The following is an 18,998-nucleotide window of genomic DNA, read 5'->3' on the forward strand; positions in this document are numbered from 1 at the left end:
ACAAACTACTGATGATCATGAAATACATTTGCCTGTCATTACCGCTTTTTGCAGTATTCCTATTCACCAACTGCGGTAGTAATAGCAATGTTGATTTCCATGAAATTCCCAATACCATAGAAATCCATAAAAGCGGATTAGTGGGTGATGCTACAACTTTCCAATTTGAGCCTATTGATACCATTCAACTTGATGCTCCAGGAAACCCTGCAATCACCTCCGTCCAGGATATATCTTTTGGGAAGGATTTTTTCCTGATTGTGGATGTAAAACAAGGCTTGTTGAAGTTTGACAACCAAGGGAATTTTCTACAAAAGATAGGCGCTAAGGGAGAGGGGCCGGATGAGTACGATGTGACCCCTGCTATTTATCTGGATGAGAAGGAAAAAGTATTCCTTGTAGCAGATTGGGGAAAAATGCTGGTGATTGCCTATAATCTACAGGGTGATATTATTGGCACCAGTAAGAAACTGCCAGGTAGACCGGTTTCATTTTATTTTGAGCAAGATGAACTTCTTGTGATTCAAGAAGGCACCTCATCAGATAGGGCAAATCAACAAACGGTACTAGTAAGTTCTATAAACCCACAGACGCTAGAGCATAAAGGACTGGAAACTCCATTGTATAGCTTTGTTTCCCCATTAAATAGGATACATAGCTTTCTAAGACCGTTTGGGAATTTCAAAGAAGGAAGTCTATTTTATTTCCCCCGTGAACGTTTTGAAGGTTTGACAGAACACCAGGATACGATTTACAGAAAATCGCAAGATGCTCTTGTTCCGGAATACCTCCTTCAATTCAAGGGATTCAATGTGGCGGATACCCTTCATTTATCCTACATGGAGATAGTTGATGACCATGCTTCTATTCTCTTTAGGTACAAAAAGAAGCCCTACATTATAGTACTGGACTTGGCAAATAATATCCCAATATCTTACCAGAACCAACTTTTTTCAAAGGAGCTTGTTCGGATAGATTATGAGGGTTTTCCTAAACATCTAAAGGAGAATGCTTATTATTCCATTATCCGGGATGAGGAAAGCGTCGAAGAGAAAAATCCCTCAATTGTATTTTCTAAGCTTACTGAACCTAATTAACTACAGTAAATTGCCTGTTTATTAAGCTGATTGGCGAAAAAAATAGCCTTGTATATTCCTCAATCTATTTTCTATTTTGTCCAATAACCGGAAATCACGGCAGTATTGAGCGTAAGAATTGAGGAAAAACATATCAATTGAATGAAGAACCCAGACCTATTTCACCACGAATTGGCGAGTAAAGCTGAAAACCTTGGACATCTTCCTGGGGAATGGTTAGAAAAGATATATAATGAAAAATGGTTTAAGCTTTTTGTGCCAAAAGACTTGGGAGGGCTAGGCTGTACACTGCCCGAAGCCTTGAAAATTGAAGAAAAACTGGCAAAGCTGGACGGGAGCTTGGGCTGGACGGTGACGTTATGTGCAGGTGCAGCCTGGTTTGTAGGTTTTATGGAAGAATCTCTTCGAAATGATATTTTCCCTGACACAAAACTTTGCCTGGCAGGAAGTGGGTTTGTAGGAGGAAAAGCTAATTTGGTCGGAAACAAATACAGCATTTCTGGTAGTTGGACTTATGCGTCAGGGGCTTTGCATGCGACACATCTCACTGCCAACTGTGAGATTTTTGAAGAGGGAAATGCAGTATTGGATAAGAAGGGCGAGCAGGTGGTCAAAGCTTTTTTGCTGGATCGAAACGATGTGGAAATACTTGATGGCTGGAATTACATGGGTATGATAGCCACAGGTAGCCATGCCTTTAGCTGTGAAAATCTAGAAGCACCAATAAACCGTTGCTTTGAAATTCTTCCCGAAAAAGCCCTATTGACTGACTCCGTTTACCAATACCCATTTCTGCAATTTGCCGAAGTTACGCTGGCGGCTAATATCTTGGGCATCTCCCTTCATATGAAGGAGTTGATTGAACAATCCTTCTGGAGAAGACATGAGTACAGAGAATATGATAAAAAGCATCTCAAATACTTCCGTAAACTTCTTAGTAAGCAGGAGGAAAAATTGAAAGAAGTACGGCATGAGTTTTATCATCAAGTCAATGCTTCGTGGGATGAACTGGAAAAGAATGGAGTAATATCAGATTCAAGACTGGAAAAAGTCAGCAGAATAAGCCGAAAACTAACCCAAAAGTGCAGAGCGATTAATAGTAAGCTATATCCTTTTGCCGGATTGGAAGCTGCGAAAACCCATACAGAACTCAACCGGGTTTGGCGGGATTTTAACACGGTGAGTCAGCATGCGCTGTTGATATTTCCTTTTTAGGTCATAGTATCAGTTTTACCCGCAGATTTTTCGCAGATCAATTTCGCAGACTTTCGCTGATCCCAAATTCCGAACAACTTAACCCAAGTAAAATCTGCGTTTATCAGCGGATTTTTCAGCGCAAACCTAAAGGACGGCAGTCAGGTCTGTGGGAAATATCTTTTTACAATAATATCCAGCAATTGCCTACTATTCTATTCTTTCCTTACATTAGACCGCTCATAAATTAACTTTTCTTAGCGCTTTCTATTATTCCATGAAGTTCAAAGTCCCATTTCATTTCCTGTCACTTCTTATTTTATCATTTGCTTTCACCGCTTTTCAGCAACAAACTGTAGAGAAGAAAATCCTCTACCTCATCGGGGATTCCACAGTAAGAAATGGCGGAGAAGGAAATCTACAGCGAGGTTGGGGAAATTTCCTTCAAGAATTTTTTGACACCACGAAGTTAGAAGTGAGTAATCAGGCCATGACCGGAAGAAGCACCAGAACTTTTATCAAAGAAGGAAGATGGGATAAAGTTCTCGAAACGCTGAAGCCTGGAGATTATGTAATTATGCAATTTGGGCATAATGAAGGAAGCGTTCCTGATACTACCAAAGCGGGCTACCGTGGTGTACTTAGAGGCATAGGGGACGACACCAAAGAATTGACTTGGCCTGATGGCACCACGGAAACAGTTCATACCTATGGATGGTATTTGGAGAAATTCATCAGCGACACCAAAGCGAAAGGAGCAATTCCCATCGTGGCCTCCATGATCCCGAGAAACAAATTTCATGATGGAGAAACAGAAAGAGCCAATCAGGATTTTGGAAAATGGGCCAGGGAAGCGGCAAGAAAACAGGGCGCATTCTTTGTTGACCTCAATTCAATAGTAGCTGACCAATACGACAAATGGGGTCAGGAAGTCGTAAAAGGCCTTTTTGAACGCGATCACACCCATACCAATGAAGCGGGTGCACGAATTAATGCATGGTCAGTGACAGAAGGAATACGTAATTTGGAAGAATGTTCACTCAAAGACTATCTGACTAAGGACATCCCTACCCTATTCCTTATCGGTGATTCCACCGTGAAAAATGGCCTAGGAGATGGAGCCGGAGGACTTTGGGGTTGGGGAGATTTTATAGCTCCGTATTTTGATAAAAATAAAATCAAAGTCCAAAATCATGCACTTGGTGGCACAAGCAGCAGGACGTTTCAGACTTATGGACATTGGGACAAGGTGCTGGAGAAAATAGAGCCCGGAGATTATTTGATTATGCAGTTTGGACATAATGATTCAAGTCCGCTGGATGATGAAGCCAGAGCCCGTGGCACGATCAAAAGTGCAGGATTAGAAGCTGAACACATTTACAATCCCATCACCAAACGTCAAGAAACGGTTTACTCCTACGGTCAATACCTACGTCAGATGATTTTGGCAGCCAAAGCAAAAGGAGTCACTCCTATAGTCTGTTCACTGATTCCCCGAAACAACTGGAAAAATGGCAAGGTCATCACAGCGGAGACGGATTATGGCCTCTGGGCAAAACAAGTCACTGAAGATACCGGGACGGCTTTTATCGATCTCAATCAATTGGTAGCAGATCAGTACAATCAATTGGGTGAGGAGTATGTGAAAGCACATTTTTTCAATGACACCGATCACACTCATACGATTGAGGAAGGTGCTGGATTGAATGCCAGGATTGTGGTAGAAGCCATTAAAATTATTCCTGAAAATGATTTGAAGGGTTTTCTAAGGTAATAAAAAGTCCAATCGAAGCAGTTTAGTCCCGTTTTTGGTAGTGCCTTGCTGCCTTATGTACCTCTTATATTTTCTGCCGTTTCCACGCTATTACTTTTACACCATCTGAATAATGTGCCAAGTTTAGCTGCCTTTCATTTAGATCAATTTCACCTATTTTATAATTCAATTTTAAGTTCTTAATATTCACATTCTTTAGTTCCCATTCTTTATGATGAATGTCGTAACGATAGAGCCTGTTGTCTTTGTCAAGATATAGGCAGTAACGTTCTGTAAGCCATTTATCAAGTTCCGTTTTGTTGTCTATTTCCTGCCCAATCTCAAATTCTGCATTTAGACTAAATCCTTTATGTGGGTTTTCTGAGCTGTACAATTTGTCTGTCCGATGGGTTTTTGCCTTCTCGTAGGGTAATCCTGAAATTGTTTTTGCAACAAAAGCAGAAATAGATTTACCTGCTTCAATATTCAAGAAGTAAACTCCTTTTTTGTCGTCATTTTCAATGTATGTCCTCACATTGATTTCATCAAAATCTGATACATATTCAATGGAAGGCAATAATCTTCGTCTTATTTTTTCCATGGTAAAAGCAACCAAAGAAATGTAGCAGTTTCCTTCAAAAGTGTCTATGTTCAAATTTGGAGGAACACATTCTCTTAATAATTCAAAAGGGACTATCCAATGTAAAAATAAAGCTCTGTTCCATTCTTGGTAGTATATCCAATTCCCATGAGGAATTTCAAAAGGTCTGTGGGATGTGCTGTTTAATATTTCATCTATTTCTCTCATTCGGTGGGTCGTGTCAGTATAGTCAGGTAACTATCAATTAATTTCTCAGTTCTACCACGAATTTAAGGGAAACATGGCTAAATAAAGGCAGTCTATGGTTGAGGTCTTAAACGGGAAGCCTTTGATTTTGCATTTAATCGACCCTTAGGGGTAAAATAATTTACAAACCCTTTCAATAAACACTTCGGTCTTCCATGATCAATCCAGCTCTCCTACTCCTCTGTCTTCACCAGCTCTTTCACCTCTTTGCCATTGATTGTCACATTAGTAAACTTGACATCCTTTAAGTGATTAGTTTTAAATAGCTCATCTACACCATTGATCGTACTGTTTATCATTTGGAAGTTTTCCACCGGGGAATCCTCGTAGGCATCTATCATCACGGCATATTTTCCACCGTCTTCTACCTGTAGATTTTCCACGATTACATTCCTGATCTGGGGAATATGGTCTCCCTCCTCTTCGTAGAACATATTGAATCGTACCGCAGCCTCTTTGTATTTACCTACTTTCACATTTCTCATATAGACATTCTCCACGGTTCCGCCCCGCTTTGAGCTGGTTTTGATACGAAGTACACGATCGAGATTCTCACTGCTCATCACTAGGTTTTGTGCGAAAATATTCTTCGCTCCACCGGAGATTTCACTGCCGATGACCACTCCCCCATGGCCTTCTTTCATGGTGCATCCCTCGATAATAAAGTTCTCTGAAGCCACTCCTATATTTCTTCCATCCTGATTTCTGCCAGACTTGATGGCAATGCAATCGTCTCCTGTATCAAAATATGTGTCCTTGATCAATACATTTTTGCAAGCCTCAGGATCTACTCCATCGTTGTTCGGCCCTAAGGTTTCTATCCTCAATCTTTCAATCGTGATGTTTTCGCTCAGCACAGGATGAATGTTCCACATGGGTGAATTGATCAGTTTTATGTCTTGAATGAGAATGTTTTTACACTTGTAAAACTGTACAAACTGGGGACGTAAATAATGGCCTTCTCCAAATATTCTTTCCTCTGCAGGTACTTCATCCGCGACCATCTGATGGAGCAGCGTTCGGGCTTCCGTCTGTCTGCCCATGCCCTCTTTCCATCCATAATGCTTTGCCCCACACCACCACCACCAGTTTTCCATATCCGAATTCCCATCCAAAATCCCTTTTCCGGTGACAGCAATGTTTTCCTGCCCAAAAGAAAATATTTTTTGAATGGGAGAAAAATGTAATTGACTTCATTATGGAATTGAATTATGGTTTCTTTTATAGCTTTTAGCAGATCCGTTTTTATGCAATTTTGATTAAGCCTCTTTGCACAATCGATCCCATCTAAACTAGCTCAAGAGCTACATTTATCTATTTTTTAAGATTTAGAATATGACCTCTTCTGCGCAATAATCATTTGGTTTTTGCACAAAAAACTCAGCGTTTCGCTTGAATAAGCATCTTTTTACGGATTAAATCAATATTTCTATGATTAGCACCTTAATCATTTTTCTAACCAACCAGCTTTTATAAATTACACGCTGAATATATTCTTACTACCAATCTTCACTTTTCAAAATGCCAAGAAAACTAGCCTTCCGGATGAAATTGATCCCGGGTTTCGAAGAGGAATATGAAAGAAGACACAGAGAGATTTGGCCGGAACTGGTCGCTTTACTCAAAGACACCGGAATCGTGGATTATCAGATCTTTTTTGACAAAGAGACTTCCTGTCTTTTTGCTTTTCAGGTGATCGAAGGACAAGCCAACTCGCAAGATCTTGGCAGCACAGAGATAGTCCAACGCTGGTGGAAGCACATGGCTGATATTATGGAAACCAATCCTGACAACTCTCCTATTTCGGTAGAACTCCCAAACGTTTTTGATCTACAATAACCTCCATTTCCAATGACCCCAAAATACAAAGGCTTACTTACCCTCATCATCCCAACACTCCTGTTCTTTGGTTTTCAACAAATAGAAGAAAAAGCACCTATTTCAACTGAATGGCCAGAAATCACCCAAACTGCCAAACCATGGACGCGCTGGTGGTGGATGGGAAGCGCGGTGGATGAAGAGAATCTTTCCAAACTATTGGAAACATACCAGGAAGTCGGGCTCGGTGGAGTGGAAATTGCGCCTATCTACGGAGCAAAAGGCTTCGAAGATCGATACATTGACTTTCTTTCTGAAGATTGGCTGAGTATGCTTGATTTTACGATAAACAAAGCTCATTCACTCGGAATGGGCGTGGATATGACCCAGGGAACAGGCTGGCCATTTGGAGGCCCGCAGGTAAATGTGGAAAATGCAGCAACCCGAATGGTGATTCAGGATTATGAAAAAGAAGATGGCCTGACGCTCGCTACTCCCATTCTTTTTCAGAAGAAAAAAGAAAACCAGCCCGATGCAAAACTCATTGCTGTCATGGCTTACGATGAAAATAACCAAGCCAAAGAAATCACTTCCTATGTGGACGATAAGGGAAAACTAACTTGGGACGAAGCCGGAGATTGGAAGATAAAAGCCATTTTCTTGGATAAAACAGGCCAGATGGTAAAGCGGGCAGCACCAGGAGGAGTTGGATTTACCTTGGATCACTTCAGCAAATCGGCAGTTGATACATATAATTCGCATTTTCAGAAAGCATTCTCGGGTAAGGATTACGGTTTCAGAGCATTTTATAATGACAGTTTCGAAGTGTATGGAGCAGATTTTACTCCCAATTTTTTTGAAGAATTTGAAAAACGCAGAGGATATGATTTGAAGGAGTATCTACCCTACTTGGAAAGTGAAGAAAACTTGGAAATAGTGCGGAGAGTAAAATCTGACTATCGGGAAACCATCAATGATCTCCTACTGAACAATTTCACGAGGAATTGGACAAGTTGGGCTCACAACCAATCCAAATTGACCAAAAACCAAGCTCATGGTTCTCCCGGTAATCTGCTCGATCTCTATGCCGCAGTGGATATTCCTGAATGTGAAACCTTCGGATCAAGCTATTTCCCTATTCCCGGTTTGCGAAGAGACAGCGCGGATATCCGAAATGTAGATCCTGATCCCATCATGCTGAAGTTCGCTTCCTCAGCGGCACATGTGACAGGCAAAAATCTGGTTTCATTGGAGACCTTTACCTGGCTGGGGGAGCATTTTAAATCCTCTTTTGCCCAGATGAAGCCCGAAGTAGAGCAGGCATTTCTTGCGGGAGTCAATCACATTTTCTATCATGGTGTCACCTACAGTCCGGAAGATGTCCCCTATCCCGGTTGGTTGTTTTATGCTTCGCTGAATCTTACCCAGCATAATAGCCTTTGGCCTCACTTCAAGGGATTCAATGACTACATTGCCAGATCACAGGCGATTTTGCAAGCCGGAAAAGCGGATAATGAATTGTTGGTCTATTGGCCTGTATATGATGTCTGGGCAGAGCCAAAAGGCAAAATGGAGATGATTACCGTACATGCGGTAGATGAATGGCTGCATCCTACAGAGTTTTACAAGCAATCCAAAAAACTGATGGATGCAGGATATTCGGTTGATTTTATTTCTGATGATATGATTTCAAAATCCAAGGCAAAAAATGGAACCATACAGACTTCAGAACAAAATTCGGCAAAGGTGCTGCTCATTCCGGATGCGGAATTCATGCCCACTGAAACGCTAAGAAATATTCTAAAGCTGGCAGAAGATGGAGCCTATGTGATTTTTCAATCCAAGCCTAAATCCATCCCCGGGCTACACTCTGACCAGAATTCAAATGAAGCTATTTTCATTCAACTGTGGGAAGCCATAGATTTCAAAAACGGAAAATCAAAAGTAGGAAAAGGTCAGGTATTCCTTTCCGGGGATCTGACAGAGACATTGGAAAGCCTGGGAATCTATAGAGAAACCCTCGTGGATTCCGGGCTTGATTTTATCCGAAGAAAAGTAGCCGACGGTACCTATTATTTTCTTGTAAACCATACTTCCGAGACCGTGTCCCAGGCAATTTCACTTAACACTAAATCAGGAGCAGTGATGGCAATGGATCCTCTTACAGGGAAAACCGGAACGATACCTTCCGGAAATTCAAATTCAGGGACTAGTGTAAACATATTTTTGAAATCAGGAGAATCGATTTTCCTAAAGACTTTTGATGACCAAGTTGACTTAGGCATTTCCGGCTGGCCTGATTACAGTACCCCATCAAATGTCACTGATATTTCAAAAGATTGGAAACTTTCTTTTACACAGGGACAACCAAAACTCCCTGCTTCCCAAACTATGGAAAATATCAAACCCTGGACAGGCAATGGAGATCCTATAGCGGATGATTTCTCAGGTCAAGCTAGCTATTCCTCTGAATTTCAATTTTCAAAGACGGAAGGAAAGCATTATTTACTGACTATTGACAAGGTGTATGAAAGCGCCAAAATATGGATCAATGGAGCGTATGCGGGAAATACCTGGAGTATCCCCTATCAACTTGACATAAGTGAACAACTGCAGAATGGGAAAAACATAATCAAAATAGAAGTGGCCAACCTAATGGCAAATAGTATAAGGCATCTGGATCGAAAAGGCATAGAATGGAGAAATTACCATGAAATAAATTTTGTTACGATAGATTACAAGCCTTTTGATGCGAGTAATTGGAATACCATGCCTTCCGGACTCGATGGGAAAATTGAGATTATAGAGTTTGACTGACAGTATAAAAATTCAAAATTATGTCTATCCGTTTTTCTATCGCTAAAGAGATTAAAGCACAAAAGGATTTTGTAAAGTTTATCTTTTGGGTCACTTAGGTCATCCCTGTCTGTCGGCAGGCAAGGATCTTCTAGCCTGGAAAACAAAGAAAATATGGCTACTGGCATCATTGCGGATCATCATATATACAATTTTCCATCTATCTCTAACCATATACTACAGGATACTTGAAAGCGTCCCATAGCCTAATTTAAACTTCAAGCCCATAAAATAAACCTATGTCATCAAACCAAAACCTAAAACAGCGTCTGGAAGCTGTCAATGAATACGAACGGACTCCCATACCCAAGAACAAACTTAAAGGATGGAAAAGCTTTATAGGTACCTATGCGGGTGAGCATACAGCAGGAACTGAGTTTGTACTAGGTCCACTTTTCGTAGCACACGGAGCTTCTGCCGGGGATTTGGTGAGTGGCCTGATTGTAGGAAATATTCTAGCTATTCTCAGTTGGGCATTTTTCACAGGAAAAGTAGCCGTTAAAACCCGTATCACGCTTTATTACCAATTAGAAAGAATCGCAGGAAATCGCTTTACACTTGTTTATAACTTGGTAAATGCGGCACTGTTTTGCTTCTTGGCTGGCTCCATGATCGCAGTATCTGCTACAGCTGTCGGCATTCCTTTTAATCTACCCATGCCGTCTCTTACCGATGTTTATCCGAATAGCGTGGGATGGATTATCACTGTTTTTGGGATTGGAGCTATTACGACGGTTGTAGCCATGTTTGGATTCAATGTTATTTCAAAATTCGCCAATATCGCAGCTCCATGGATGATAATGATCTTTATTGCAGCTGCAGTAGGCGTATTGCCCAGATTGGGAATCAACTCCTTTTCCGAGTTTTGGCCAGTTGCTGAATCCACGATCTGGACTGGAGTGCCACTTGAAGGCCAAAGTAAATTCACCTTCTGGCATATTATGTTCTTTGCCTGGTTTTGCAATATGGGCATGCATATCGGGATGGCAGATATGTCTATTTTACGCTATGCCAAGAAATGGACATTTGGTTTTTCTACTGCCGGAGGAGTATTCTTGGGACATTTTATTGCATGGATGGCTTCAGGGATATTGTACTCCCTATTCCTCTTGGAATCTCAGGGCAGCTTGGTATTTGCGCCAGGCCCCATCGCCTATGAAGCTGCAGGTATAGCAGGTGCCGTTTGTGTTGTAATCGCAGGCTGGACCACCGCCAATCCTACACTTTACCGGGCAGGACTTGCCATCCAATCCATTAATCCAAAATGGAAAACTTGGAAGGTCACGCTTTTTGTGGGTTTGGTGACGACGATTGCAGCTTGCTTTCCCGCCTTGGTGATGCAATTGCTGGAATTTGTGGCTCTGTACGGACTGATCTTGATGCCTCTGGGAGCGGTGATTTTCTTGGATGTGTTTGTCCTTCCAAAAATGGGACTTGCCAGCAATTATGCAGAATTGACCAAGTCACATTTCAATCCAGCCGTGGGAATCACCTGGGCCATATCTCTGGTCTTCTGTCTGGGATTGAATATCTGGGGAGGAATTGAGATTTTCTTCCTTGGCCTGCCGGGCTGGTTTGTAGCCGTTTTTGTTTATCTAATAGCTTCAAAAACCATTCAGAAAAAAGTGACAACCGCCTCTCCTATAATACCATTAACCTATTAAATATGAAAAGTTTATTAAAAATTATATCATTCGCTGCTTTAGCATTGACACTCATTCCATCTTTCTTGGTTTTAAATGGAATAATTACCCCTGAACTTTCCAAAACATTGATGCTGATCGGCACGATAATTTGGTTTGGCTCAGCTTCCTTTTGGATGAATAAATCAGAGAAAGAAGAGGAAATTGGATAGGTTATATTAAAAAATATGATTAACCGTAATGATGCCAGTACCACTATTCTCTTTGCTTTACTGGACGGAAGACCGAAGACGGGTGACCGAAGTGACCTTGACGCTAGTGTTTTCCGAATCCTATTATGCTTTTATTGTTTTACTGGAAGAAAAGCGGATATACATATTAAAAAAAATAAAGTCCTACTTCTGGATAAGCCAGGCATCTATCATTAAAGCCCAACTGCTAAGAATATTTATAATCAGCGGAAATCTGCGACCTTTTCTGCGGAAAAAAATTCAGGACATCGACAACTTTGAAAAATACAACCGTGCCCTCTGCAGTTAAAAAAATATAATCTATGAAACTTACATCAGATCAAATACAAGATCAGAATTTAGTAAAATTAAGCGAGCATGCCCGAAACTTTGAATTTCTGGAAGCAAGTCTGGATAGGAAAGGCTACAAGGTAGAAGAACTGATATCCAAGCTTCAAGCCTTGCAAATAGCTATCCCAAGTTGGGCGCTGGGAACCGGTGGGACACGTTTTGGAAGATTTTCAGGTGGTGGGGAACCCGCAACTCTAATCCAGAAAATCCAAGATGTAGGAATTCTTCATGCCCTTAACCAATCCAGCAATGCAATTTCACTTCACATACCATGGGATATACCCAATGATTACCAATTCATTAAAGACAGTGCATCGGAAGTAGGAATCGGTTTCGATGCCGTCAATTCAAATACTTTTCAAGACCAGGCCAATCAGGAAAACAGCTACAAATTCGGTTCCTTGGCCAATTCTGAGGCATCCGTCCGTGAATTGGCAGTGGAACACAACAAGCGGGTAATTGAGATTGGGGAGAAATTGGGTTCTAAAGCTTTAACAGTTTGGCTGGCGGATGGAAGCAGTTTCCCTGGCCAACATAGTCTGAGAAAATCTCTGGAAAACACCCACTTGTCCCTACAGGAAATCTATAAAGCCGTACCTGAACACTGGAAGCTTCTTATTGAATACAAGCCCTATGAACCTTATTTCTACAGCACGGTAATCCAGGATTGGGGAACTTCCTTCCTGCTGGCAAATAAACTGGGCAAAAAGGCCTATACGCTTGTGGATCTTGGTCACCACCTGCCCAATACAAATATCGAACAGATAGTGGCCACATTGATGACAGAAGGAAAACTGGGTGGATTTCACTTCAATGATTCCAAGTATGGGGATGATGATCTGACTGTGGGTAGCATCAAGCCATATCAGCTATTTCTGATTTTTCAGGAACTGGTGAAGGGTTTTGAAGAAACCAATAATCCCCCACTTTCATGGATGATCGATGCCAGCCATAATCTGAAAGATCCTATGGAAGATCTGATCCAGTCAGTTCAGGCAATCAAGCTCGCTTATGCACAAGCTCTTTTAGTGGACAGCAATTCTTTGGAAGCGGCTCAGGAAACCCATGATGTGACAGGAGCTCAAGAAATACTGCAGGATGCTTATAGAACCGATCTTCGTCCCTTGCTTGCTGAAGCCATACGTAGATCAGGCGGCGCTATTGATCCAATTCACGCCTTCCGAAGCCTTAAAGTAAGAGAATCCTTAATCAAAGAAAGAGGCTTAAAATCAGTAGCTTCAGGGTTATGATTTAATCAAATTCAAAAATTAACTTTTCCAAAGTTTCGAACTTTGGAAAAGTTACAAAACTCTCGTAAACTGATATTTTAAGGTTCGAGATATTTTTTCTTAATGAACCGCTCTTTGCGGTTCTCTGCGAAAACCTCTGTTTGCTTTGCAGTTTAATTTTAATTTTTTTTTCCTACCCAACTAAGGGTAAATCCTCCCCCTACTGTCATAACTGCAGCACCACAAAAAAGACAGTATGGGAAAATATAGCCAACTCCGAAAAATCACCCAAGTTTTTGGGGAATACGGAATAGTATTGACAGGAGTACGTAAACACGACCACTTTATCTATGATCTCCAAATGGACAAAATCTTCCTGAATGGATTGATTTTCGAACTGGAATATGCACTCAATAAGGAGTTGGAAGATCACAAAGTTTTCCAAGTCAACGCCCCTTCCCAGCTGATCGCTTTGCTGCTCGATTGATCCTTTACTAAAAATATTCATACCATTGGTCTTCCTGCCAATCGACAAGGTTGGCACAAATAGGTAAAAGGGGGTTAAATCCAGCTTCTGGAGAGGCAGGATAACGCTAACCAACGAGGGAGTTAACGTCATTGCGAGACTTAACATTTGGTTGCCAACCGCACAAAATCGGAATGACGGTGTAATGTCATCTCGACCAGAGGGAGAGATCTCAAGCGATGCTACATTGATCACCATTCCCGCAAACGTCATCGGTAGGAACGAAGCAACACTTAGCTCCCGCAGATCCTCGCTGAAAAGGTCGCTGATTGACGCAGATTAAAGAAGCTCCTTTATCATTCGGATTTTCTGCATTCGTGGAGGCCAATTTCCTTCCTACCGATGAGGTGCACAAAAGTATGTCTAAATAAGTACTCCTGATCTGTGCCTTCTCCGAAAACCTTGGTTGATAAGCATGCCGAACTACCGCTTTCTCTGCAGTTAAAATACACTTTCAAAAAATCACCATTTCAAATGAAACCTTTAAAATTAAAAACCACCCTTCTTTCATTTCTTTTCTTGGGAATAATCTCTATTTCTTATGCCCAAGAGGAAAGCCCTGCCCACTTGGGCCTATTTTATCCTGTATCCACCCATGGAAGCACTGCTGCTGACTATACAAACAGCTTCAGTCTTCACTTACTTACCGGGTTGTCCGGTGGGGAAACCGGTGCCGCCATCTATGGTTTGGCAGGTATAGTCAAAGGTGACCTCCATGGCGCGCAGATCTCCGGGCTATGGAACAATGTGTCAGGAAAGGTATCCGGAGTACAAGTGGCAGGCATTCTTAACCAAAGCGCTGACGCAACTGAATCCGCCCAAATAGCAGGAATAGGCAATATAAATTTGGGAAATTCAGCTTTTCAGGCTTCGGGCATATTCAATACAGCCAAAAATGTAACCGGAGGTCAAATCGCCGGAATCTCAAATCTGGCCGACAGTGTAGATGGTTTTCAGGTTGCCGGAATTGCCAACATCTCTAAATCTGTAAATGGACTCCAAGTAGCAGGTATCGCAAACATTTCCCCCGAAATAGACGGAGTACAAGTAGCGGGGATATCCTCAGTAGCCAAAAAAGTGGACGGATTGCAAATCTCGGGAATCGCAAATGTAGCTGATCACGTGGAAGGAATCCAGATTTCAGGGCTAGTAAATCGGGCCAAAACTGTCAAGGGCATACAAATCGGTCTGATCAATATCGCCGATAGTAGCGATCTCACCATAGGCTTGATCAATATCGTAAAGGACGGAGATAAAAGATTGGGGATTTCCATAGATGAGAACCTCAATTCCTTCCTTACTTTTCGCTCAGGCGGGAAGCGGTTGTATGGGATTTTAGGCATAGGAACCAACTTTGATAGGAAAGATTTGCCCTATGGATTTGAAGGAGGTTTAGGCTTTAATCTGATAGAAAGCAGGCTCTTCCGTTTGGAAGTGGAAGGAGTCAGCAAATACCTGACGGATTTTGAAGACAGCGATTTCTCCAAGTTCAGTTTCCAGCTACTCCCTGCGCTGAAGATTTCAGAGCGCGCACATGTCTTTGCAGGGCCTAGCCTCTCCTATATCCACTCAGAAGATTTGGATAAAGTCCAGGTCTCCGGATTGGTGATTTGGGATGAGATAGGGCGAAATAAATACCAATCTGTTCTTCTGGGATTCACTGCCGGGGTAAATGTGAGGTTTTGAGAAGCTGGGAGACCGAAGACCGAAGTATCAAAAAGCGGGAATTGCTAATCAAAAGAACATGTGATACGATTTCATTGAGATGCTGCAATCCTCCCGTCTTCCGTCTTCGGACTTCCCGCTTTTTTACTAATATTCCATATTTTTACCAAAGAACTAAGGGTAAGACCAGCTCAGCTTGTCATATCAATGAAGCATCCCAAAATCTCAGGTGACTGAAAAACTACTACAGCCGTCAAATACGTTAGCGATAATTGATGAAGAGGCATTTGAAGCCATTTTCAAAACTTACTTCAAGCCTTTGCATGCCTATGCCTTGGCAATTCTAAGAGAATCAGAAAATGCCGAAGAAATAGTCCAAAGTGTCTTTCTAAAGCTTTGGGAAAAACGCCAAACCTTGGAAATCAACACTTCCCTCAAAGCCTACCTCTACCGGGCGGTGTACCATGACAGTCTGAACCATATCAACCATCAGAAAGTGAAACGAAAGCATTGGGAACATGCGCATTACGAAATAACCCAAGGAAAACCCGAACAAGTTGGAGATCAGATCAAGGGGCAGGAAAACGAGCTTTATGACCGTTTTCAACTGGCACTTGAGAAACTACCGGAGAAATGCAGGATGGTCTTCAATCTAAGCAGGTTTGAGGAACTGAAATATCAGGAAATAGCCCAAAGGCTGGATATTTCTATTAAAACTGTAGAAGCACATATGGGGAAAGCCCTGAAGGCACTACGGGTGGAACTAGCGGAATTTCTTCCGTTGCTATTGTTATTTCTGATGAATGTCTAAGCTGTGGAAACCATGAATGAAGAAAAACTGATAAAATACTTGCTTCAGGAAAGCGATGTAGAGGAGTCCAAAGCTGTACAGGATTGGATCGAAAGTGATTCAGAGAATAAAAAGCAATTTGAGCAGATTAAATGGATCTGGGATTCCGGCAAATCTCATCTTGAAAAAAGCCAAGTAGATGAAAACCTTGCCTGGACAAAATTCACTAAACTACGGGATCAAAAGCCATTAGTTAAGCCTCAGCCAATCCAGCGTTTCATGGACAATAATTGGCTGAGAGCTGCTGCTTCCATCACGTTGATTTTAATAGCTACTTGGGTATATACGCTCTTTCTCCCCCAGTCCGGAAAAGCATATTATAGTTCGGTTGAATTCCAGTCAGAAAATCTTCCTCTGGAAATCCCATTGCTGGATGGTACAGCTATCACTTTAAATAAAAACTCGCAGTTAAGCTATTCACAAAAGCTTTTTTCGGGAAAAAGAAATGTGAATATGAAAAGTGGAGAAGCCTATTTTGATGTGAAAAGAATTGAAAGCAAACCATTTGTAATTGAAAATGATGGTGTGGAAATCACGGTATTAGGCACCAGCTTTCATGTGAAATCTGTAGAAAAGAACACAGAAGTGATCGTCACATCGGGTTCGGTACAGGTGAAAACAGCGGAAAATATGGAAATACTCCATCCTAATGACAAGCTTCGGATAAACAGGGAGACTGGCCAGATGATAAAGAGTCAGCTGGAAAACTCATTATATAATTACTATGTGAGCAACAAGTTCCATGCTGACCGCACCCCTTTGCAAGAGTTGGTAAATGTTCTGAATGAGGCGTATGATTCAAAAATCGTAATCAAGAGAGTAGAACTTAAAGATTTGCCTATTACCACAACTTTGGAATATGGATCATTGGACGATAACCTTCAAGTGCTTCAAGAAACCCTCAATCTAAAAATATCGAAGTCAGATGATAAAATTATGGTAGAGTAAGTAACTTTATAAGATGGGATCATGGTAAAAAATCATGGTCCTTGCTTTGTTTAATTCAATTAAACTCTTGTTTTTATCTTTAAATGCTCCATACTAAAGCTATTTTTAAGGGGTCTTCCCTACTCTTGTTGTTTCTATGCCTCTCCTATTCTGGATTTTGCCAGATGATGCTGGCGAAAAAAATCCAATTTGAAAATTCTGATGAGCTTACACTTCGTCAGATGCTGGATACACTTTCCACTACCAATAATTTTTACTTTTCTTATGAAAGTAGCTTGCTGAAGCTCGACAGGCCTTTGATAAACAATCACTATTCAGGGAGTATTGGAAATTTACTGGTGCAAGAACTAGGCAATGAATACGAGTTTAAGGAATTGCCCGGCTATATTATTATTAGGTATGCACCTGAGAAACTGGATCTGGATGCGGAGATGGAAACGCAATTCAACCGGGTTACGGTAAAAGGATATATCAAAAACACAAGAACAAATGAGGGGGTAAGTCAAGCTAGTATTTATGATAAAAATAGCCTGGTCTCCACATTAACGGATGAAAATGGATTCTTCAAGCTTAAGTATAAGAAAAATAACGCATCTATCTGGCTGACATTAAGTAAAGAAAATTATCGTGATACCACTTTCTTGCTTTTGCCTGTTGTAAATATAAAAGCAAAGAAAGACAGCAGGACTTTCAGATACATACCCGGAGATGGTACCACGCAGGAGATAGAGGAAAGCTTTCTGGGAAATCTTTTCATAGGCTTCCGACAGCGTCTTCAGGGAATCAATGTGGGAAGCTACTTTGCCGAAAGTCCCGTTCAGATGTCACTAGTTCCAGGAGTCAGTTCCAAAGGCATGTTTAATAGCCAAACCATCAGTAATTTCTCCCTCAATCTTATAGGCGGATATACCGCGGGAATAGAAGGACTAGAGGTAGCGGGTATATTCAATATCAATAAGAGAGATGTAAAATCAGTCCAAGTAGCAGGGATTTTTAATCTAGTGGGTGGAAGCTCACAAGGGCTTCAGGTCGGGGGGATTTATAATTCTGTATATAAGAATGTACAGGGACTTCAAATCGGGGGGATATACAACCATGTAAAAGGCAATGTAAAAGGCTTGCAAATAGGCGGTATAGCGAACCGGGTGGACAGGGTAGCGGATGTCCAGATTGGGGGCATTGTGAATCACGCCCAAACCTCCAGGAATTTTCAATTGGCGGGGATAGGCAACCATGCATCTGAATCTGCCGCTTTCCAATTGTCCGGAATCAGCAATGTAGTTTCTGATTCAGTCAACAATCAATTTACTTCTATAATAAACAGGGCAAAAGTCGTGAATGGATTCCAATTTGGCTTAGTCAATATTGCTGAAGAGAATGACTATCCTATAGGATTCTTAAACTTCATCAAAAACGGTGAGATGAACCTGGCGTATCATTTTGACGAATCTGGATTCTCACATCTCAATTTTCGGTCAGGAGGCAAGAAAACCTATGGGATTTTGGGAATCGCTTATCAACACCGGGATGTAGATGCTCCTTACGCCTTTGAAGTTGGTTTTGGCTTCCATATACTTACTGATCATAAATTCTCCTTGGATTCGGAGTTTGTGGCTTTGACTGCCAGTGATTTTGTGTCTATCTACAATAATGTCCAGTCATTCAGACTGATCGCAGGAGTTAAAATGGGGAATAGTTTAAGAATATTTGCAGGACCTAGTTTAAATTTCGCCTTCCTGGATCCAGGACAGACGGACTTTGTTGGGGGATGGAACATAATGGAGAAAACCACCATACATGGTATATACCGTAGTTATGGAGGGGTTACTGCGGGATTGCAACTGATTTTGTAACATATCAGTCACTATTATACATGAAATTATGAGAAAGACTCTTCTAATGAGATCAACATAGAAGATAGTGTGTCTGAGGCTAGCTAGAAAATAGCGATTTTGGGATTTTCTGGCGTATGGATAAAGACCTATTACTGG

At 41.4% G+C, this 18,998-nt stretch carries 17 protein-coding genes; 15 read left to right on the forward strand and 2 right to left on the reverse strand.

Features of this window, described 5'->3' with window-relative positions; translation table 11 throughout:
• The first annotated feature begins 17 nt into the window (after nucleotides 1-17).
• The 3 genes from LZF95_RS15400 (at nucleotide 18) to LZF95_RS15410 (ending at nucleotide 4,065) form a co-directional block, all read left to right on the forward strand.
• Nucleotides 18-1,097: a 6-bladed beta-propeller gene (locus LZF95_RS15400; protein WP_233755990.1), complete on the forward strand. Its 1,080-nt coding sequence runs from the start codon at nucleotides 18-20 to the stop codon at nucleotides 1,095-1,097.
• 141 nt (nucleotides 1,098-1,238) lie between these two features.
• The gene (locus LZF95_RS15405; RefSeq protein WP_233755991.1) at nucleotides 1,239-2,312 is read left to right on the forward strand and encodes an acyl-CoA dehydrogenase; all 1,074 of its coding nucleotides are present in this window, start codon (nucleotides 1,239-1,241) and stop codon (nucleotides 2,310-2,312) included.
• Between the two features lie 256 nt (nucleotides 2,313-2,568).
• Nucleotides 2,569-4,065 carry a rhamnogalacturonan acetylesterase gene (locus LZF95_RS15410; protein ID WP_233755992.1) on the forward strand — a complete coding sequence of 499 codons (1,497 nt, stop codon included), beginning with the start codon at nucleotides 2,569-2,571 and terminating at the stop codon, nucleotides 4,063-4,065.
• 64 nt (nucleotides 4,066-4,129) lie between these two features.
• Here LZF95_RS15410 and LZF95_RS15415 read toward each other — a convergent pair whose 3' ends face one another.
• Both LZF95_RS15415 and LZF95_RS15420 read right to left on the reverse strand, forming a co-directional pair.
• Nucleotides 4,130-4,852 carry a YqjF family protein gene (locus LZF95_RS15415; protein WP_233755993.1) on the reverse strand — a complete coding sequence of 241 codons (723 nt, stop codon included), beginning with the start codon at nucleotides 4,850-4,852 and terminating at the stop codon, nucleotides 4,130-4,132.
• A 212-nt stretch (nucleotides 4,853-5,064) separates the two neighbouring features.
• Nucleotides 5,065-5,988 carry a glycoside hydrolase family 28 protein gene (locus LZF95_RS15420; protein ID WP_233755994.1) on the reverse strand — a complete coding sequence of 308 codons (924 nt, stop codon included), beginning with the start codon at nucleotides 5,986-5,988 and terminating at the stop codon, nucleotides 5,065-5,067.
• Nucleotides 5,989-6,412: 424 nt separating this feature from the next.
• Between LZF95_RS15420 and rhaM the strand changes: the two genes are divergently transcribed.
• From rhaM to LZF95_RS15480, 12 genes are all read left to right on the forward strand, one after another.
• Nucleotides 6,413-6,730, forward strand: a complete 318-nt coding sequence (rhaM, locus tag LZF95_RS15425) for an L-rhamnose mutarotase (RefSeq protein WP_233755995.1) — start codon at nucleotides 6,413-6,415, stop codon at nucleotides 6,728-6,730.
• Nucleotides 6,731-6,742: 12 nt separating this feature from the next.
• Entirely contained in the window at nucleotides 6,743-9,526 is a 2,784-nt protein-coding gene (locus tag LZF95_RS15430) for a glycosyl hydrolase (protein ID WP_233755996.1), read from the forward strand.
• 278 nt (nucleotides 9,527-9,804) lie between these two features.
• Nucleotides 9,805-11,229 (forward strand): cytosine permease, encoded by a 1,425-nt coding sequence (locus LZF95_RS15435; RefSeq protein WP_233755997.1) that lies wholly within the window; start codon nucleotides 9,805-9,807, stop codon nucleotides 11,227-11,229.
• 2 nt (nucleotides 11,230-11,231) lie between these two features.
• Nucleotides 11,232-11,420 (forward strand): hypothetical protein, encoded by a 189-nt coding sequence (locus tag LZF95_RS15440; protein ID WP_233755998.1) that lies wholly within the window; start codon nucleotides 11,232-11,234, stop codon nucleotides 11,418-11,420.
• 28 nt (nucleotides 11,421-11,448) lie between these two features.
• Nucleotides 11,449-11,748 (forward strand): hypothetical protein, encoded by a 300-nt coding sequence (locus LZF95_RS15445; RefSeq protein WP_233755999.1) that lies wholly within the window; start codon nucleotides 11,449-11,451, stop codon nucleotides 11,746-11,748.
• Between the two features lie 13 nt (nucleotides 11,749-11,761).
• Nucleotides 11,762-13,039, forward strand: a complete 1,278-nt coding sequence (locus tag LZF95_RS15450) for a sugar isomerase (RefSeq protein ID WP_233756000.1) — start codon at nucleotides 11,762-11,764, stop codon at nucleotides 13,037-13,039.
• A gap of 235 nt (nucleotides 13,040-13,274) precedes the next feature.
• Complete coding sequence (locus tag LZF95_RS15455) at nucleotides 13,275-13,505, forward strand: acyl carrier protein (protein WP_233756001.1); 231 nt, start codon at nucleotides 13,275-13,277, stop codon at nucleotides 13,503-13,505.
• Between the two features lie 184 nt (nucleotides 13,506-13,689).
• Entirely contained in the window at nucleotides 13,690-13,827 is a 138-nt protein-coding gene (locus LZF95_RS15460) for a hypothetical protein (RefSeq protein WP_233756002.1), read from the forward strand.
• Between the two features lie 191 nt (nucleotides 13,828-14,018).
• The gene (locus LZF95_RS15465) at nucleotides 14,019-15,230 is read left to right on the forward strand and encodes a hypothetical protein (protein WP_233756003.1); all 1,212 of its coding nucleotides are present in this window, start codon (nucleotides 14,019-14,021) and stop codon (nucleotides 15,228-15,230) included.
• A 208-nt stretch (nucleotides 15,231-15,438) separates the two neighbouring features.
• On the forward strand, nucleotides 15,439-16,020 hold the full coding sequence (locus LZF95_RS15470; RefSeq protein WP_233756004.1) for an RNA polymerase sigma-70 factor: 582 nt from the start codon (nucleotides 15,439-15,441) through the stop codon (nucleotides 16,018-16,020).
• Nucleotides 16,021-16,032: 12 nt separating this feature from the next.
• Nucleotides 16,033-17,007 (forward strand): FecR family protein, encoded by a 975-nt coding sequence (locus LZF95_RS15475; protein ID WP_233756005.1) that lies wholly within the window; start codon nucleotides 16,033-16,035, stop codon nucleotides 17,005-17,007.
• A gap of 164 nt (nucleotides 17,008-17,171) precedes the next feature.
• Complete coding sequence (locus tag LZF95_RS15480) at nucleotides 17,172-18,860, forward strand: carboxypeptidase-like regulatory domain-containing protein (protein ID WP_233756006.1); 1,689 nt, start codon at nucleotides 17,172-17,174, stop codon at nucleotides 18,858-18,860.
• Nucleotides 18,861-18,998 lie beyond the last annotated feature (138 nt).

The sequence above is a fragment of the Algoriphagus sp. AGSA1 genome (assembly GCF_021390545.1).
Lineage (GTDB): Bacteria > Bacteroidota > Bacteroidia > Cytophagales > Cyclobacteriaceae > Algoriphagus.

Excerpts from the sequence above, each read along its gene's own strand:
- LZF95_RS15415 (WP_233755993.1), bottom strand. The coding sequence starts at position 4,852 with ATGAGAGAAATAGATGAAATATTAAACAGCACATCCCACAGACCTTTT.
- LZF95_RS15460 (WP_233756002.1), top strand. The coding sequence starts at position 13,690 with ATGTCATCTCGACCAGAGGGAGAGATCTCAAGCGATGCTACATTGATC.
- LZF95_RS15435 (WP_233755997.1), top strand. The coding sequence starts at position 9,805 with ATGTCATCAAACCAAAACCTAAAACAGCGTCTGGAAGCTGTCAATGAA.
- LZF95_RS15455 (WP_233756001.1), top strand. The coding sequence starts at position 13,275 with ATGGGAAAATATAGCCAACTCCGAAAAATCACCCAAGTTTTTGGGGAA.
- rhaM (WP_233755995.1), top strand. The coding sequence starts at position 6,413 with ATGCCAAGAAAACTAGCCTTCCGGATGAAATTGATCCCGGGTTTCGAA.
- LZF95_RS15430 (WP_233755996.1), top strand. The coding sequence starts at position 6,743 with ATGACCCCAAAATACAAAGGCTTACTTACCCTCATCATCCCAACACTC.
- LZF95_RS15480 (WP_233756006.1), top strand. The coding sequence starts at position 17,172 with ATGATGCTGGCGAAAAAAATCCAATTTGAAAATTCTGATGAGCTTACA.
- LZF95_RS15420 (WP_233755994.1), bottom strand. The coding sequence starts at position 5,988 with ATGGAAAACTGGTGGTGGTGGTGTGGGGCAAAGCATTATGGATGGAAA.
- LZF95_RS15405 (WP_233755991.1), top strand. The coding sequence starts at position 1,239 with ATGAAGAACCCAGACCTATTTCACCACGAATTGGCGAGTAAAGCTGAA.
- LZF95_RS15400 (WP_233755990.1), top strand. The coding sequence starts at position 18 with ATGAAATACATTTGCCTGTCATTACCGCTTTTTGCAGTATTCCTATTC.
- LZF95_RS15450 (WP_233756000.1), top strand. The coding sequence starts at position 11,762 with ATGAAACTTACATCAGATCAAATACAAGATCAGAATTTAGTAAAATTA.
- LZF95_RS15465 (WP_233756003.1), top strand. The coding sequence starts at position 14,019 with ATGAAACCTTTAAAATTAAAAACCACCCTTCTTTCATTTCTTTTCTTG.
- LZF95_RS15475 (WP_233756005.1), top strand. The coding sequence starts at position 16,033 with ATGAATGAAGAAAAACTGATAAAATACTTGCTTCAGGAAAGCGATGTA.
- LZF95_RS15410 (WP_233755992.1), top strand. The coding sequence starts at position 2,569 with ATGAAGTTCAAAGTCCCATTTCATTTCCTGTCACTTCTTATTTTATCA.
- LZF95_RS15440 (WP_233755998.1), top strand. The coding sequence starts at position 11,232 with ATGAAAAGTTTATTAAAAATTATATCATTCGCTGCTTTAGCATTGACA.
- LZF95_RS15445 (WP_233755999.1), top strand. The coding sequence starts at position 11,449 with ATGATGCCAGTACCACTATTCTCTTTGCTTTACTGGACGGAAGACCGA.